This is a genomic window from Pseudomonas sp. GW823-FHT01D03, assembly GCF_058798255.1.
Window position 1 is genome coordinate 4,415,832 of record NZ_JBXAKK010000001.1, and the last position, 14,869, is coordinate 4,430,700.

15 protein-coding genes are annotated in these 14,869 nt (G+C 61.0%); 1 reads left to right on the plus strand and 14 read right to left on the minus strand.

Annotated elements, in window-relative coordinates:
* Positions 1-65 precede the first annotated feature (65 nt).
* Positions 66-446: a Rho termination factor N-terminal domain-containing protein gene (locus tag AC1RBR_RS19385; RefSeq protein ID WP_492566172.1), complete on the plus strand. Its 381-nt coding sequence runs from the start codon at positions 66-68 to the stop codon at positions 444-446.
* A 106-nt stretch (positions 447-552) separates the two neighbouring features.
* On the opposite strand, the gene AC1RBR_RS19390 is transcribed toward AC1RBR_RS19385, so the two are convergent.
* The 14 genes from AC1RBR_RS19390 to AC1RBR_RS19455 all read right to left on the minus strand — a co-directional run bounded on the left by AC1RBR_RS19390 (position 553) and on the right by AC1RBR_RS19455 (position 14,749).
* Positions 553-1,482 carry a PfkB family carbohydrate kinase gene (locus AC1RBR_RS19390; RefSeq protein WP_492566174.1) on the minus strand — a complete coding sequence of 310 codons (930 nt, stop codon included), beginning with the start codon at positions 1,480-1,482 and terminating at the stop codon, positions 553-555.
* A complete protein-coding gene (locus tag AC1RBR_RS19395) occupies positions 1,475-2,941 on the minus strand; it encodes a purine-cytosine permease family protein (protein ID WP_095137220.1) in 1,467 nt (488 codons plus the stop codon). Before AC1RBR_RS19395 ends, AC1RBR_RS19390 begins: the two co-directional genes overlap by 8 nt.
* Before the next feature lie 202 nt (positions 2,942-3,143).
* Entirely contained in the window at positions 3,144-4,142 is a 999-nt protein-coding gene (locus AC1RBR_RS19400; RefSeq protein ID WP_492566176.1) for an ADP-ribosylglycohydrolase family protein, read from the minus strand.
* Positions 4,139-4,852, minus strand: coding sequence for a GntR family transcriptional regulator (locus tag AC1RBR_RS19405; RefSeq protein WP_492566178.1), 714 nt, complete (start codon positions 4,850-4,852; stop codon positions 4,139-4,141). Before AC1RBR_RS19405 ends, AC1RBR_RS19400 begins: the two co-directional genes overlap by 4 nt.
* 186 nt (positions 4,853-5,038) lie before the next feature.
* Positions 5,039-6,007: an L-arabinose ABC transporter permease AraH gene (araH, locus tag AC1RBR_RS19410; RefSeq protein WP_027612371.1), complete on the minus strand. Its 969-nt coding sequence runs from the start codon at positions 6,005-6,007 to the stop codon at positions 5,039-5,041.
* A gap of 12 nt (positions 6,008-6,019) precedes the next feature.
* Positions 6,020-7,564, minus strand: a complete 1,545-nt coding sequence (araG, locus tag AC1RBR_RS19415) for an L-arabinose ABC transporter ATP-binding protein AraG (RefSeq protein WP_492566180.1) — start codon at positions 7,562-7,564, stop codon at positions 6,020-6,022.
* A gap of 33 nt (positions 7,565-7,597) precedes the next feature.
* Positions 7,598-8,602, minus strand: a complete 1,005-nt coding sequence (locus AC1RBR_RS19420) for a substrate-binding domain-containing protein (protein ID WP_027612369.1) — start codon at positions 8,600-8,602, stop codon at positions 7,598-7,600.
* Between the two features lie 136 nt (positions 8,603-8,738).
* The gene (locus AC1RBR_RS19425) at positions 8,739-9,557 is read right to left on the minus strand and encodes an SDR family oxidoreductase (RefSeq protein ID WP_492566181.1); all 819 of its coding nucleotides are present in this window, start codon (positions 9,555-9,557) and stop codon (positions 8,739-8,741) included.
* A gap of 270 nt (positions 9,558-9,827) precedes the next feature.
* Complete coding sequence (locus AC1RBR_RS19430) at positions 9,828-10,703, minus strand: SMP-30/gluconolactonase/LRE family protein (protein ID WP_492566183.1); 876 nt, start codon at positions 10,701-10,703, stop codon at positions 9,828-9,830.
* A 132-nt stretch (positions 10,704-10,835) separates the two neighbouring features.
* On the minus strand, positions 10,836-11,552 hold the full coding sequence (locus AC1RBR_RS19435) for a FadR/GntR family transcriptional regulator (RefSeq protein ID WP_115984084.1): 717 nt from the start codon (positions 11,550-11,552) through the stop codon (positions 10,836-10,838).
* 101 nt (positions 11,553-11,653) lie between these two features.
* Complete coding sequence (locus AC1RBR_RS19440; protein ID WP_247840470.1) at positions 11,654-12,214, minus strand: DUF1285 domain-containing protein; 561 nt, start codon at positions 12,212-12,214, stop codon at positions 11,654-11,656.
* Between the two features lie 15 nt (positions 12,215-12,229).
* On the minus strand, positions 12,230-12,835 hold the full coding sequence (locus tag AC1RBR_RS19445; RefSeq protein WP_115984085.1) for a DUF4823 domain-containing protein: 606 nt from the start codon (positions 12,833-12,835) through the stop codon (positions 12,230-12,232).
* Between the two features lie 169 nt (positions 12,836-13,004).
* Complete coding sequence (locus AC1RBR_RS19450; RefSeq protein WP_103484729.1) at positions 13,005-13,973, minus strand: GTP 3',8-cyclase MoaA; 969 nt, start codon at positions 13,971-13,973, stop codon at positions 13,005-13,007.
* Between the two features lie 137 nt (positions 13,974-14,110).
* Positions 14,111-14,749: a TetR/AcrR family transcriptional regulator gene (locus AC1RBR_RS19455; protein WP_007950805.1), complete on the minus strand. Its 639-nt coding sequence runs from the start codon at positions 14,747-14,749 to the stop codon at positions 14,111-14,113.
* Between the last annotated feature and the right edge of the window lie 120 nt (positions 14,750-14,869).

Sequence of the window (14,869 nt, forward strand, 5' to 3'; positions counted from 1 at the left end):
AAAAGATCGCAGCCTTCGGCAGCTCCTACACATGAAACCCGTCTACTGATGCAAGGAGAAATCCCATGCCTCGTGGAAGCAAAGACAAATACACCGCCGAACAGAAGCGCAAGGCCGAACACATCGAAGACAGCTATGAGAAAAAAGGCTTGTCGAAGGATGCAGCCGAAGCGCGGGCCTGGGCGACGGTCAACAAACAGTCGGGCGGCGGCGAAAAGGCTGGTGGTTCCGGACGCAAGAAACCGGCGAGTGCCAAGTCCGAAGATCGCAAGGAATCGTCACGACGCGCAGTGGCCAGTCGCGAGGGACATGCGCGTGACAGCAAGGCCTCGCGGGATACTCAGACCGTAGACAGTTTGCGCAAGGAGGCGCGGGCGAAGAACATTGCCGGGCGTTCTTCGATGCGCAAGGATGAGTTGATTGCGGCGTTGCGCAAAGCGAGTTGATCCATTTTTTTTGTTGGCCCCTTCGCGAGCAAGCCCGCTCCCACATTGGAGTTGCGAACGACGCAAATCCCCCTGTGGGAGCGGGCTTGCTCGCGAAGGCGGTTGATCAATCGCCGCAGGATTCGCGGATAAAAATATCCACTTCAGCAGCCCACGGCGCAGTTGCCGGCCCCCACCGCGTCACCGCCAAAGCCGCCGCCGCATTCGCCCGCCGCGCCGCCTCATGCGCGTTCAAACCCTGCGCCAATCCGGCGACGAATACCCCGGCATGCGCATCCCCGGCACCATTGCTGTCCACGGCTTTTACCGCAAACCCCGGCACATGCCGACGCTCGCCACACTGCTGAATCCAGCAACCCTGCGGCCCATCGCGCACTACCATCAGCACATCCTTCGGCAGATGATCCGCCAGCCGATCCAGCGCTTGAGCAATGTCTGCAGCCTCGGTAAAGCGCAACGCCTCGACGCTGTTGCTGGTCCACACATCGATGCGCGGCAGCAGCGCCTGCATCAACGCCGAGTCCAGCGACTCCACCAGCGGACCCGGATCGAACACCACGTTGATCACCTCCGGCAGCGCCAGCGTCCAGTCCAGCAGCGCCTGCGCCTTGCCTGCGTGCAGCAGGCTGTAACCGCTCACATAAACGTAATCGCCCACCTCGGCCGTCACGCTGTTCAAGTCCTCTTCGGTGACCTCACCTTCAGCGCCGATGTAGGAAATGAAACTGCGCTCGGCCGATGAGTCGGTCAGCGCCACGCAAATCCCTGTATCGCGTTGCGCAGGCGTCTGGATGCCTATGTGAATGCCTTCATCCTTCATCGCCTGACGCGCCAGATCACCGAAACGCCCGCTGCCGTGGCGACCGAGATAGACCACCGGCAACCCGTTGCGCACGGCAGCCGCCATTACATTGAAGCCGCCGCCCGCCTCGAAAGCGGCAGACTGCGCCAGCACATCGCCGCCGATTTGCGGCAGTTGATCCACGGCCATGACCAGGTCGATGATGACCTGGCCGGTGTGCAACATCTTAGGCATGAGCATTCTCGACTTGCGCGGCGCGACGATCTTTCGCCCCGCCGAGAACCAGGTAAATGCCACCGGCCACCACGAAGGTCACGATCCAGCCCAGACCGTTGTGGCCCAGCCACGAGTCGGACAAAAAGCCCTTGAACCAGACGTTCTCGGCGGTGGTGCCGATGGTGGTGAAACTGAAGCCGAGCACGATGGCAATCGCCCACGCGCCGAACGCGCGCCACTCGATGCCGCCGCGATACCAGTAGGCGCTGCTCGGGCTGACATCGAGCAGATCTTTGGGGCTGTAGTAGTGACGGTGAATCAGGTCGACGACGAAGATCCCGACCCACGCGGTGATCGGCACTGCCAGCAGCGAAATGAAGGTGATGAACGGGCCGTAGAAGCTGTCGGCAATCAGCATGAAGTAGATCGAGCCGGCGAAGATCGCCACGATGTCCACCACCACCGCGTAGACGCGTTTGACCTTCAGACCGAGGGTCAGCGTGGTCAAACCGGCGGAGTACACCGAGAGGTTGTTCGACAGCAGCAGACCGCCGAACGCGGTGATCAGGTACGGCACAGCCATCCAGGTCGGCAGCATGTCGCGGATCGCCACGATCGGATCTGTCGCCGAGGCGAGATCGTTGTTGCCTACCGACAGCAGGCCGCCGAGGGTAATCAGCAGCACCAGCGGAATCCCCGCACCGAACGCCGCCGAAGCGACCAGCCGTACAGCCTTGACGCTGCGGTGCTGATAGCGCGACATGTCCGCACCGGCGTTGGCCCAGCCGATCCCGGTGCCGGCAGCCATGGTGCCGATGCCGATGATCATCGCGCTCAGCGGGGCCGGCGTGGCGTTGAACACCGCGCTCCAGTCGATGGTCGCGCAGAGGAAGCCGCCGACCAGAATGTTCAGCGCGCCGAACACGTAGGTCGCCCACTTCTGGATCACCAGCAAGGTGGCGTGACCGAGGCCGGAAACCGCCAAGGTCAGCAGCACGAAAATCGCGATGAAGATCAGCGTCAGCACGGGCGCACTCTTCGCTTCAACCGGCGAGCCAAACAGGATCGAACACAGCGACAGCAACACGAATGCCGCGGTGGTGGTGTTGACGGTTTCCCAGCCCAGACGCGACATCAGCGAGACCAGCGTCGGGCCGATATTGCCGCGTACGCCGAAGATCGCCCGCGACAAGGTCAGACTCGGTGCACGGCCTCGACGGCCGGCAATCGAGATGATCCCCACCACGGCGAACGAACCGGCGGCGCCGACGATGGCAACGATGATCGCCTGCCAGATCGCCAGTCCGCGAAACGCCACCAGCGTGGCGCCCAGCGGCAAACCGAGAATGGAAATGTTGGCGGCGAACCAGACCCAGAACAGTTGCAGCGGATGGCCATTGCACTCGGCTTCCGGCACCGGCTCGATGCCGCGGGTTTCCAGTTGCCCGGCGCTTGGCCCGGCGTTTGATGAACTCATGAACAGTGCTCCTGTTTGCCTTTATTGTGGTTGTGGCAATGACTCAATAAAACTTGCTTTTGTGGCGAGGGAGCTTGCTCCCGCTCGGCTGCGAAGCAGTCGTAAATCCAAACAATGGGGTATGTCTGACACAGTGTGTCGGCAGGGTTTGGGGCCGCTTCGCAGCCCAGCGGGAGCAAGCTCCCTCGCCACAGTTATGTGGTCAACGCAAGGCCAACAACCCCTGCACCAACGGCTCAAGCTCCAGATGATTGACAGCCTTCACCGTCTCGATCATCTCGGCAGGCCAACTCTCAAGACCCAGGCAGGCCCCAAGCATTGCCCCGAGTATCGCCGCGATGGTGTCAGTGTCGCCGCCAAGGCTGGCGGCCATGCACAACGCGTCGAACGCACTCATCTCGCCAACGGCCACTTGCTGCGCCAGGGCGAACGAGACCACCACCGATTCCTGCGACGCCACCGACGTGCCGATCACGTCGTACAGCAGATCCGCCAGCAGCGCCTTGTCGCTGTCGACGCTGATGGTTCGCGCCCAACTGATGCGCGAAGCAATACGCCCACCGGCCACCCAGTGACCATGTGCCTCGGCCTGTTGCGCAATCTGCTGGCCAAGGTTCAACGCCTCGCCCAGGTCCATGCCATTGATCCCGGCCGAAACCACCGCCGCCACCGCCGCCGCACTGGAAATCCCCAGCGTGGTGTTGTGGGTGACCTGACAGGCCTGCACCACGGCTGCGATGAAACGCTCGGGATCAGCGACGTCTGCCGCAATGCCCACCGGAGTGATGCGCATCGCCGCGCCGTTGGTGGTGCCGTAACGCCCGGCCTCCTCCGGCGAATGCCCGGCGAGGATCATTTCAATGGCGCGTTTGGTCGACGGGCCGAGCAGGTCCTGCGAACCCTTGGCCTGCATCTCGGCTTCCCACTCGATCAGCCGTTGAGCGAGGACTGCCGGTTCGATGCGGCCCTTGCCTTCGACCAGCAACTCACCGACCAGAATCGCCTGTTCGGTGTCGTCGGTGATCGAGCCTTTGGGCATGTTGGGGGCGATCGGTTGCAGAGGACCGGCGTCCTGCAGATCAGTGATTGTGCCAAAGCGGGTCTTGATCGTTTCGCGATTCAGCGACTGCGTCGGCATGCCCAGCGCGTCACCGAGAGCCAGGCCATAAAACGCACCGAGGGCACGGTTGAGCGCGGTCATTTCGATTCTCCAAATTGCAGGTGCAGGCGGAAATGCACCGGGTCGAGCAGGCTTTCGACCTGCTCCATGAAACGGTTCTGTCGGTCGTAGGTGGTGCGCAGGGCCTTGAGGAACACGGTCCCCACCGGGCGCCCGAGCAGTTCGGCGTCTTCGGCACTCAGCGGTTCGGCGCCGATCCACTGATCGCCGCGCTCGCCGATGTAGCCGTAGGCAGCGAGGGTGATGGTCAGGGAGTTGTCGATCAGACCGACGCGCGGCAGGCTTTCCAGGCCGCCGGTGGCCGGCATCAAAGAGCGTTCGAGGGAGACCAGCGTGCCATCGTTGGCGCGGCGACGGCGGTCGAGGGTGATGAATTGGTCGGTGCCGAAGCGCGAGAGCAGGTCAGGCCGCGTCACCGCTTCCAGACGAAGCACTTCGGTGTTGATCAGCGCCCCGCTGTCGGCCAAGGCCTGCGCCCAGCCGCTGCGCTGATCGAGCATCACACCGTCGAAGGTGACGATCGAGCCGACCCCGCTTTGTGTGGCGATGTAATTGCGCCGTTTCAGTTCGGCCAGCGCTTCACGCAACGTGCCACGGCTGACGTTGAATTCCTGAGCCAACTGATGCTCGCCGGGCAACAGAAAGCCGTCCTCCATGAGGCCGCTTTCGATGCGCCGGACGAGTTCGTCGACCACCCGTTGTTTCTTGTCAAATCGTACCTGTCTAATCATGTACAAAGTGATACCCGAAATGGGTGCGGGCAGGCAAGGAATATTTGGGGAGGGTGACGAGAGGCGGGAGAATGGCGCGATCTACTGTAGGAGTGAGCCTGCTCGCGATGACGTCGGTACATCCAGCAACGATGTGACTGAAAGGACGCTATCGCGAGCAGGCTCACTCCTACATGGGAATGCGGTTTACCGTTGTTTCAGGCGGTCGATGACGACGGCCAACAGCAGGATCGAACCACGAATCACATACTGATAAAACGTATCAATGTTCTTCAGGTTCATCGCGTTCTCGATGATCGCCAGAATCAGCACCCCGGCAATCACGTGGCGGATCATGCCGATCCCGCCGCTCAGCGACACCCCGCCAAGCACACACGCAGAGATCACGGTCAGCTCGAAACCCTGGCCAATCATTGGCTGCCCAGAGGTCATCCGCGACGCCAGAATCACCCCGGCCAGCGCACCGATCACGCCGTGCACGGCAAAGATAATGATCTTGGTCCGGTCAACGTTAACCCCGGCGAGCAACGCCGCTTCCTGGTTGCCGCCGATGGCCATGGTGTTGCGCCCGTAGGTGGTGTAGTTCAGCAGCCAGCCGAAGAACAGGAAACAGACAATGGTGATCAGGATCGGCACCGGCACACCGAACAACTGGCCGTTGCCGAAGACGAAGAACGATTCCTGCGACACGCCCACCGCTTTGCCGTTGGCAAAAATGTAGGCCAGACCGCGAACGATCTGCATGGTCGCCAGCGTGGTGATCAGCGCGTTGACCCGCAACTTGGCGATCACGATGCCGTTGATCAGCCCGACAATCAGGCCCATCACCAGCGCCGCGCTGACGCCGAGAAACACGCTGTTGGTATCGCGCATCACCACTGCCGCCACCACTCCGGCGCAGGCGATTACCGAGCCCACCGACAAGTCGAAGTGTCCCGACGCCAGGCAGTAGAGCATGGTGCACGCGGCAATGCCGGTGGTGGAAATCGCCAGGCCCAGCCCGCGCATGTTCAGCGGCGAGAGGAAGTTGTCGATCAGCAAGGTACAGGCGACGAAGATGCCGATGGCCGCCAGCAGCATGACCCAGTCGTCGAGGAAGCGCCGCAGGTCCAGCGGTTTGCGGGGAGTCGGCAGCGCCTTGTTTTGGATGGTCATCATGTTCACCTCTCAGTTCGCCACGCCGTCAGCGCGATGGCGCGGCAAAGCCAGTTGCAGCAGGTTGGATTCATTGGCCTGGTCGCGGCTGACTTCGCCGCGCAGCGCGCCTTCGCAGAGCACCAGAATGCGGTCGGAAATGCCCATCACCTCCATGAGGTCGCTGGACACCACGATCACCGAAATGCCGTCGGCGGCCAGGTTATGGATGATCTGGTAGATCTCGGCCTTGGCGCCGATGTCGATGCCGCGAGTGGGCTCGTCGAGCAGCAGGACCTTCATCGGCATCGACAGCCAGCGACCGAGAATCGCCTTCTGCTGATTGCCGCCGGACAGGAATTTGATCGGCTGACCGGCGTGCGGGGTTTTGACTTTCAGCGCCTTGATCTGCTTGTCGGCGTTGCCCTTCTCCCACAGCCCGCGCAGCAGGCAGCCGAGGCTGGCATTGGCGCCGCGCGCGCTGATGTTGATGTTCTCGGCAACGCTGGCCAGCGGGATGATCCCCTCTTTTTTACGGTCCTCGGGGCACAGCAGGATCCCGGCGGCAATCGCATCGCGTGGTGAGCGCAATTTCAATTCATGACCGCGCAATTCGAGGCGGCCGGCGGTGGTGCGTTCAAGCCCGCTGAGCAGCCGGAACAGCTCGGTGCGCCCGGCCCCGACCAGGCCGAACAGGCCGAGAATCTCGCCCTTGTGCGCCTCGAAACTCACCGGCTCACGCAGGCCCGGGCCAAGCAAACCGTCGACCTTCAACGCCACCGCGCCGCGCGGGCGACTGCGGTAATCGTAGATGTCCTGAATGTCGCGGCCGACCATGCAGGTCACCAGTTGATCGTGGGTCAACTGGCTCATGTCATCGAAGGTGCGCACATAACGGCCATCCTTGAACACCGTCACCGCGTCGCAAATGCGGAACACTTCTTCCATGCGATGCGAGACGTAGAGCACCACTTTGCCTTCGTCCCGCAGGCGACTGATGATCGCCATCAAACGGTCGATTTCGCGCGCCGAGAGGCTGCTGGTCGGCTCATCGAAGGCGATCACATGCGCGCCACGGGACAGCGCCTTGGCGATTTCCACCAGTTGCCGCTGACCGAGCGACAGGCGCCCGACCTTGGTCTGCGGATCGATTTCGTCGGCCAGGCCCTTGAGGCAGGCCAAGGCATTCTGGCGCAGGACGCCACGGTTGATCAGGCCGAAACTGGCCGGCAGATGGCCGAGAAACAGGTTCTCGGCGACGGTCATTTCCGGCACCAGATGCAGCTCCTGGTGAATCACCGCGACGCCGCTGCCGATGCTGTCGGCGGTCGACTTGAACGCCATGGTCTGCTCGCCGATCTGCAACTCGCCGCTGCTCGGGATGTAGGCCCCGCCGAGGATTTTCAGCAGGGTCGATTTGCCGGCGCCGTTCTCGCCCATCAAGGCGTGCACCTGCCCCGGGTGGGCGACGAAGCTGATGGCGTCCAGCGCCTTGACCCCGGGGAAGGTCTTGCCAATCCCGTTGAAGCGCAGGCTGCCGCCGGCGCTGTTTTCATGTGTGTGTACTTGCGCGTGCATCTGAGTCACCTCTTCACACCGATCGAGCAGCCATCAATTCCACAGGCCGATTTTTTCCAGCTCTTGCTTGAAGTTCTCGCGGGTGATCAGGGTGACGTCGTCCATCGCCGTGTACTTCGGCGGCTCTTTGCCGGTGGTGACCCACTCGTACATCATCTCGGCGGTCTTGTAGCCTTCGATGTGCGGGCTTGGCAGCATCGAACCGAAGAAACCACTGTTGGGCTTTTTCAGCTCGCCGATGGCGTCGGTGCCGTTGATGCCGATGCCAATCACGTTGGCCGCGGCAAACCCGGCGGCTTCGGTGGCGCGTACGCCGCCGAGCACGGTGTTGTCGTTCATGCCGCCGATGATCAGGTTCTTCGCCGCGCTGGGCAGCTTGACCAGCGCCGAGTTGGTGGCGTCCATGCTGCCCGGCACATCGAGGGTTTTCAGCGCTGCGGTCAGGATGTGGTCTTTCGGCAGGCCGGCGTCTTCGAGCGCCTTCATCGAACCGTCGGTGCGCTTCTTGCCGGTGTCGAGTTCGTTGTAGGTGTTGACCACCGCGTAAGTGTCTTTCCAGTCCCAGTTGCGTTTCTTCGCTTCGGCAACCATCGCGTTGCCCTGCTTCTGGCCGACTTCGAACGCGGCCATGCCGAGGTACGGCACGTCTTCCATGAACTTGCCGTTGGCGTCGACGAAACGGTCGTCCACGGCAATCACTTTGAGGTCGTTGAGTTTGGCTTTGGCCATGATCGCCGGGCCGAGCGAGACGTCCGGCGGGCAGATCACGAAGCCTTTGGCACCGTTGGCCGCGAGGCTGTCGATGGCCGAGAGGGTTTTCTCGCCGTCTGGCACGGCGATCTTGATCAGTTCGAAGCCTTTATCCTTGGCGGCTTTTTCAGCAAAAGCCCACTCGGTCTGGAACCACGGCTCTTCAGCCTGCTTGACCAGGAAACCGATTTTCACGGCATCGGCAGCGAGCAGCGTACTGCTCAGACTGAACGCGGTGACCGCCAGGGCGGCACTGCACAGGGTACGAATCCCGAAACGACGTTTCATAAGCTGACTCCTTGTTATTTTTTTTGAGCGTTATTTGAAAAGCGTTAAAGCCTGGTTTTGCAATGTAGGACAAAAATAGTCATATCGTATGATGATTGGATTTCACGCGGAGTTCACCGCCTGAAACACGATCCACTCAGTCGTGGTACATCACCGAGCGACCACCATCGATGGTGATGCACGAGGCGTTGATGAACGGCGCTTCATCACTGGCCAGGAACACTGCGGTCATCGCCACTTCGAGCGGCTGGCCGATGCGTTTTGGCGGGTGCAGATCGAACGCGCGCTGACGCTCGGCGTGCGGATCGGCAAAACCGTTCCAGTAATCGACGTTGAGTTGCGTCTCGATGTACCCCGGAGCGATGGCGTTGACCCGAACACCCTTCGCCGCGTATTCGATGCCCAGTGCTCGTGTCAGTCCGAGCAGGCCGTGCTTGGCCACCGGGTACGGGAAGCAGCCGGGAATGATGTGGCTGGAATGGGTCGAGGCAATGTTGATGATGCTGCCGACACCCTGCTCGATCATCTGCGGCAACACGGCTTTGCAACCGTACCAGGCACCGTCCAGATCAATGGCGAAGCAACGACGCCAGTCTTCTTCGGTCATTTGCAGCGGGTCGCGGAACACGTTGACCCCGGCGCAGTTGACCAGCACGTCGATGCGCCCGTGCAGCTCAACCGCCAGTTTGGCCATGGCATGCAAGTCTTGCTGGCGCGAGACATCGGCCTTGATCGCCTGCACGTCGTAGCCATTGTCGCGCCACTGGGCGGCAACCTTCTCGACCTTCTCTGCCTGAATATCGCTGATCACCAGTCTGGCCTGCTGCGAGGCGAAAGTGGCAACGATCGCCTCGCCGATGCCTTGCGCGGCGCCGGTGAGCAGCACCACTTTGTTTTTCAAACGCTCACCCTTCGGCGGCGCGGGCACCGGCGGCAAGGAAAGAGGTTCAGCCATTGATCAGGCCTCCTGTTCGTCAGCACAAAAAAACCGGGCATCTGTCGATGTCCGGTCTGGAAAACTGTGAAAACGAAACAGGCAGGCGCGGCGAGCGACGCCGGGCCGTTGCGAGACGCTGACTCCGCTAAGGAGTGCGATAGAGGTTCGCTGCATCACTTCACCTGTTTTGTTCTTTTTAAGTGTGAGTGCGTGTTACTGCTGGAGCCGACTATAAACCCGACTGCGGAATAATCTCAATATATAATTTTGCATCCCATATTCTGGGATTTAGCCAGCAAAGCGCGTGCAAAGTTTGCCCGGCACATCGACCCGCATCGACAGAACTGCGCCATCCAGCGGATGGTTGTGCGGACTCTGGGCGCTGGTGAGGTACAGGGTTTTCAGGTCTTCGCCGCCGAATACGCAACTGGTTGGCCGGCTGACGGGCAGGTCGAATCTGCGATCAACCTTGCCGTCCGGCGTCAGGCGCAACAGGCAGCTGCCGTCCCAACGCGCGTTCCACACATACCCTTCGGCGTCGACTGCCGAACCATCCGGGCCGCCGTTCTCGTCGGGGCCGTACCAGATTTCGGCGTTGCCGAGATTGCCGTCGGTGTGAATGAAATAGCGATTGAGCGCCCCTTCGAGGCTGTCGCCGAACAGCAGCGTGGTGCCGTCGTCGCTCCACAACAACGTGTTGGGAATGCCGAGACCGAGCAGCAATGGCGTGACACGCCGGTCGGGATCAATGCGGAACAAGCCACCGGAACGACGCTCGATCGACAGGTCTTCGCCGTTGTCGCCGATGTTGTTCTGCATGGTGCCGAGCCACAGTCGGCCCTGGGTGTCGCAGCGTGCCTCGTTGGGCCGATTGCCCGGTTGCGGGTCGGCGATGCACAACAGCGTGAGGCGTGGTTCGAGACCGGGGGAATCGAGGTCCAGGCGGTATACGCCGCTGCTCAAGGTCACCAACGCGTCGCCACTGGCACAAGGGATGAACGCGGAAACGTGCTCGGGCATCTGCCAGATCTGCACGTTGTTGCCGATCAGCCGCAACGCCTGCTTGCCGGCGATATCGACCCAGTACAGCGCCTGGGTCGGGGCGTCCCAGAATGGCCCTTCGCCGAGCTTGGCGCGGTGTTGGGTTACGGCGGTCAACGGCATATCGAATCCTTCATGTTGTTGTTTTAACTGTAGGAGTGAGCCTGCTCGCGATGGCGATGGGTCAGTGACGACGATTGTGACTGACCCACCGCCATCGCGAGCAGGCTCACTCCTACAGGGGGATTTGTGTTGTCAGCTGGCTTTTTTGTCGGCCATCACCTGCGGGTAAAAGCGTTTGATCGCCAGGTCGGCGTTGTCGATCAGTGTCATGCAGGCCCATACGCCGCGCGCCGCATCGCGGGCGGCGATGGCGTCGGCCATGTCTTTGTGGATCGGCAATGTGCGACGCAGTTCATCGGGGTCGGCAGCGGAGACTTCAAACGACACGGCGAGCAAGGCGCCGAGGGCCGGGACCATTTGTTCGATGAACTGATTGTGGCTGGCCGCCAGAATGCATTCGTGGAAGGCCTGGTCGGCACGGTTGTAATCGATGCCGCTGTCGACCGCCCGTTCCAGTGCGTTGTAGGCCAGTTGCACCGCGTGAATCTGCTCCAGGCTGGCGCGCTCGCAGGCCCAGCGCACGGCCATCGGTTCGATGGTGCGACGCAGGTCGAGCAGATCATCAACAAAGTTTTCCGGCAGGCCGTTGCGCGACAGCCAGCCAACCACTTGCGGATCGAACAGGTTCCAGCGCCGTACCGGTAACACGCGAGTGCCAACCTTAGGCCCGACTTCGAGCATGCCTTTGGCGACCAGGGTCTTGATCGCTTCGCGAATCACCGTGCGGCTGACACCTAACTGCTCGCCCAGATCCGCCTCGACCTTGATCGCCTGCCCCGGTTTGACCTGGCCAGCGGCAATCCAGCTGCCCAGCCAATCGACCGTTGATGCATGAAAGCTGCTGGACATGGACACCTCAAAGCGCTTGCCGATGGGTGTCCACGCTAATGATCATATGATTGGGTGTCAAATCAGATTTTCAGGTTGTCCCTCCCACATTTGATTCATTGTCAGGGTTCGAGGCCGATGCGGAAGAACTCGCCGCCACTCCATACGCCCAACCAGCGCTGCCCATCGATCTCACGACTGACCGCCAGTTCCACCAGTTGGTAAAACACATTGCGGTGAATCAACGCTTCGAGGTTGGTGCGCACATGCACGTAAGGCGCGGGTTCCTGGGTTGTTGGGTCGATCTCGACGCGGATCGGATGTTCCGGCCCGGCCTCGGCGGTCTCTTCAACGTTGGTGGTGAAACGCAGGACCTGCGCTTCGCCCTCGCCTTCGGCTTCCACGGCAATCGCCACGAACGGCGCATCGTCGACCTTGATCCCGACCTTTTCGACCGGGGTAATCAGGAAGTAATCATCGCCGTCGCGACGGATGATGGTGGAGAACAGCTTGACCATCGGCTTGCGCCCGATCGGCGTTCCCAGGTAATACCAGGTGCCATCGCGGGCGATACGCATGTCGATGTCGCCGCAGAAGTCCGGGTTCCACAAGTGCACCGGCGGCAGGCCTTTGGTTTTGGGGATCTGTCCCAACAGGTCATTGGCTTTTTGCGGGCCACTCATGGCGTACTCCTTGGTTTATTGGTCGCTGACTCCCAGCAGGCTGCGCGCGTACTGCGCCAGTGGCGGGCCGATCAGGTCTTCAGGCTTGTTGTCGTGGAACGTCAGTAAACCGCCACGACTCTTGATCCGTGCAGTATCAATCAAATACTGGGTGCTGGTCTCGATCAACATGATCTGAATCACCCCGCCGTCGATGCCGAGGCGATCCACGGCTTCCTGATCGAGCCACTCATCGGAGTTGCCGATGCGGTCGTCAGCCTTGGCAAAACGGGTGTACAGCAGGTAGTGGGCGCCGGCATCGCGCGCTTCGCCCATCGCCTGATCAAGGCCTTCCGGGGCACGGGCACGGCGGACCATCGGGAAGTATTCGACAAAGCCCTTGAAGGCTTCTTCGGCCACCACGTTCGGCCGTGGGTAAGAGCCACCCGGCGGCGCAAATGCGCCCTGAGCAATGTAGATGAACGAATCCGGCTGAATGCGGAAGTTGTTCACCCGACGGCTGTCGCTGTGATCCAGCAGCCCCGCGTCGCTCATCTGATAGCGAGTGCCTTCGGCCATATCGCTGACAGTCATACAGCCGCCAAGCGCCAAAACGGCCAGCAGCAAAACCAGGCTACGCATCCTCATCCTCCAGAAGCCGGTGACGGAAAACCGGCGAATGGCCGTTGGATGCAGCTTTTGCGCCAGCTCAGGATCTTCGTCGAATGATGAATCGCTTTCGCGAGCAAGCCCGCTCCCACAGGATTACGAAAAACCCTGTGGGAGCGGGCTTGCTCGCGAATGGGAGGGATCAGCCGCCGATAATCTTCATGACGGTCGCACCACCGGAGAACGCCACTTCCTGCTTGTCGCCCAACGCCTTGACCAGCAGACGCTGCAGAGCCGGCAACGCCTGATGACGCGGCTTGTCGAGCAGATCACCGACGTAGTGGCGATTGCTCGACGACAGGCAGCCATGCAGCCAGCCCGTCGATGACAGGCGCAGACGCGAACAGGTCCGGCAGAACGGCACACTTTCGTTGGCGATCACGCCGAAATGGCCGAGGCCCGGGATCGCATAGCGCACGGCCGTGGCATCCACCGGCGCATCGGCCTGGGCGTACTCGTAGCGCTCGCCGATCAGGCTCAGCAGTTGCTGCAGGCTGACGAACTGTTGCAGAAAGGCGTTGGAGTCGGTGGCGAGATGGCCCATGCGCATCAACTCGATGAAGCGCAACTCGTAGCCGCGCTCCAGGCAATAATCGAGCAGCGGCATCACCTGATCCAGGTTCTGCCCGCGCAACGGCACCATGTTGACTTTGATCTTCAGCCCGGCGGCTTTTGCCTGATCCATGCCATCGAGCACGGTCGCCAGATCGCCGCCACGGGCGATACTGCGGAACGCACCGGCATCCAGGGTATCGAGGGATACGTTGATCCGGCGCAGACCGGCGTCTACCAGCAGCGGCAGTTTTTTCGCCAGGAGTTGACCATTGGTGGTCAGGCTGATGTCTTCCAGGCCCATCTTGCCGACGGCGCTCATGAACGATTCGAGTTTGGGGCTGACCAGCGGCTCACCACCGGTGATACGCAAGCGCTCGATGCCAGCGGCTTCGATCAGATAAGCCACGCCGCGCGCCATAGCCTCGGCCGACAGCTCATCCTGCGCAGCCACCAGCCGCTTGCCGTTGGGCACGCAGTAGGTACAGGCGTAATTGCAGGCTGAAGTCAGGCTGATGCGCAAATTGCGAAAACGCCTGCCTTGACGGTCAACGATCATGATCACTCCGGCGATAGATTTTCGAGCCGCTAAAACTTGACTCACAAATCAAGTTTTAGCAAGCCCTATGCCTGAGTATATTCCTGCGGTACTGCGTCATGTAGCGAAATCATGGCGCAATAAGGCCGCTGAATGATTCAGCTGCTCGGCGTTTCCGGATCACGCTTGCGCTTGTTGCCCATGCGCACGCCGATGTCCATCAGGAACTGGAAGAAGCCTTCCTGATCTTCCAGCACATTGCTCCAGAACGGCGAGTGATACAGCGCCACCGCGCCGTGCACCAACGCCCAGGACGCGCAGTAGTGGAAGTACGGCGGCACGTCTTCGAGCTTGCCTTCGCTGATCCGGCCCTTGATGAGCAGGGTCAGGCGTTCGAAGTTCGAGGCACGGATCTTGTGCAGCTCCTCGACCATTTCCGGCACCTGATTGCCTTTTACGACCTTCTCTTCGAGACGGTCGAACAGGCGGTAGCGCTGCGGGTCGCGCATGCGGAATTCGAAGTAGGCACGGGACAGCGCTTCCTTGTCCTTGTCGACATCGGCCGAATGCAGCAGCTCATTCAGATCGCGCTCGTAATCGAGCATCAGCCGCAGATAGATCTCGGCCTTGGATTTGAAATGCTTGTAGATCGTGCCTTTGCCGATACCCACGGCATCAGCAATCATCTCGACGGTGACACTGTCTTCACCTTGTTCGAGGAACAGCTTGAGCGCGGTATCGAGAATTTCTTGCTCGCGGCGACGAAACTCACGGACCTTACGGGGTTCTTTGTGCATAAGAAAAGGTCTGTAGGGGTCAAAATTCGAAGCCGCGTATTATGCCTAACTTGCACAAAAATGCACGGATCATCCGACCATATCTGTGTTTCTTGTTCATTTTGCGAACGCGGAGGGCAC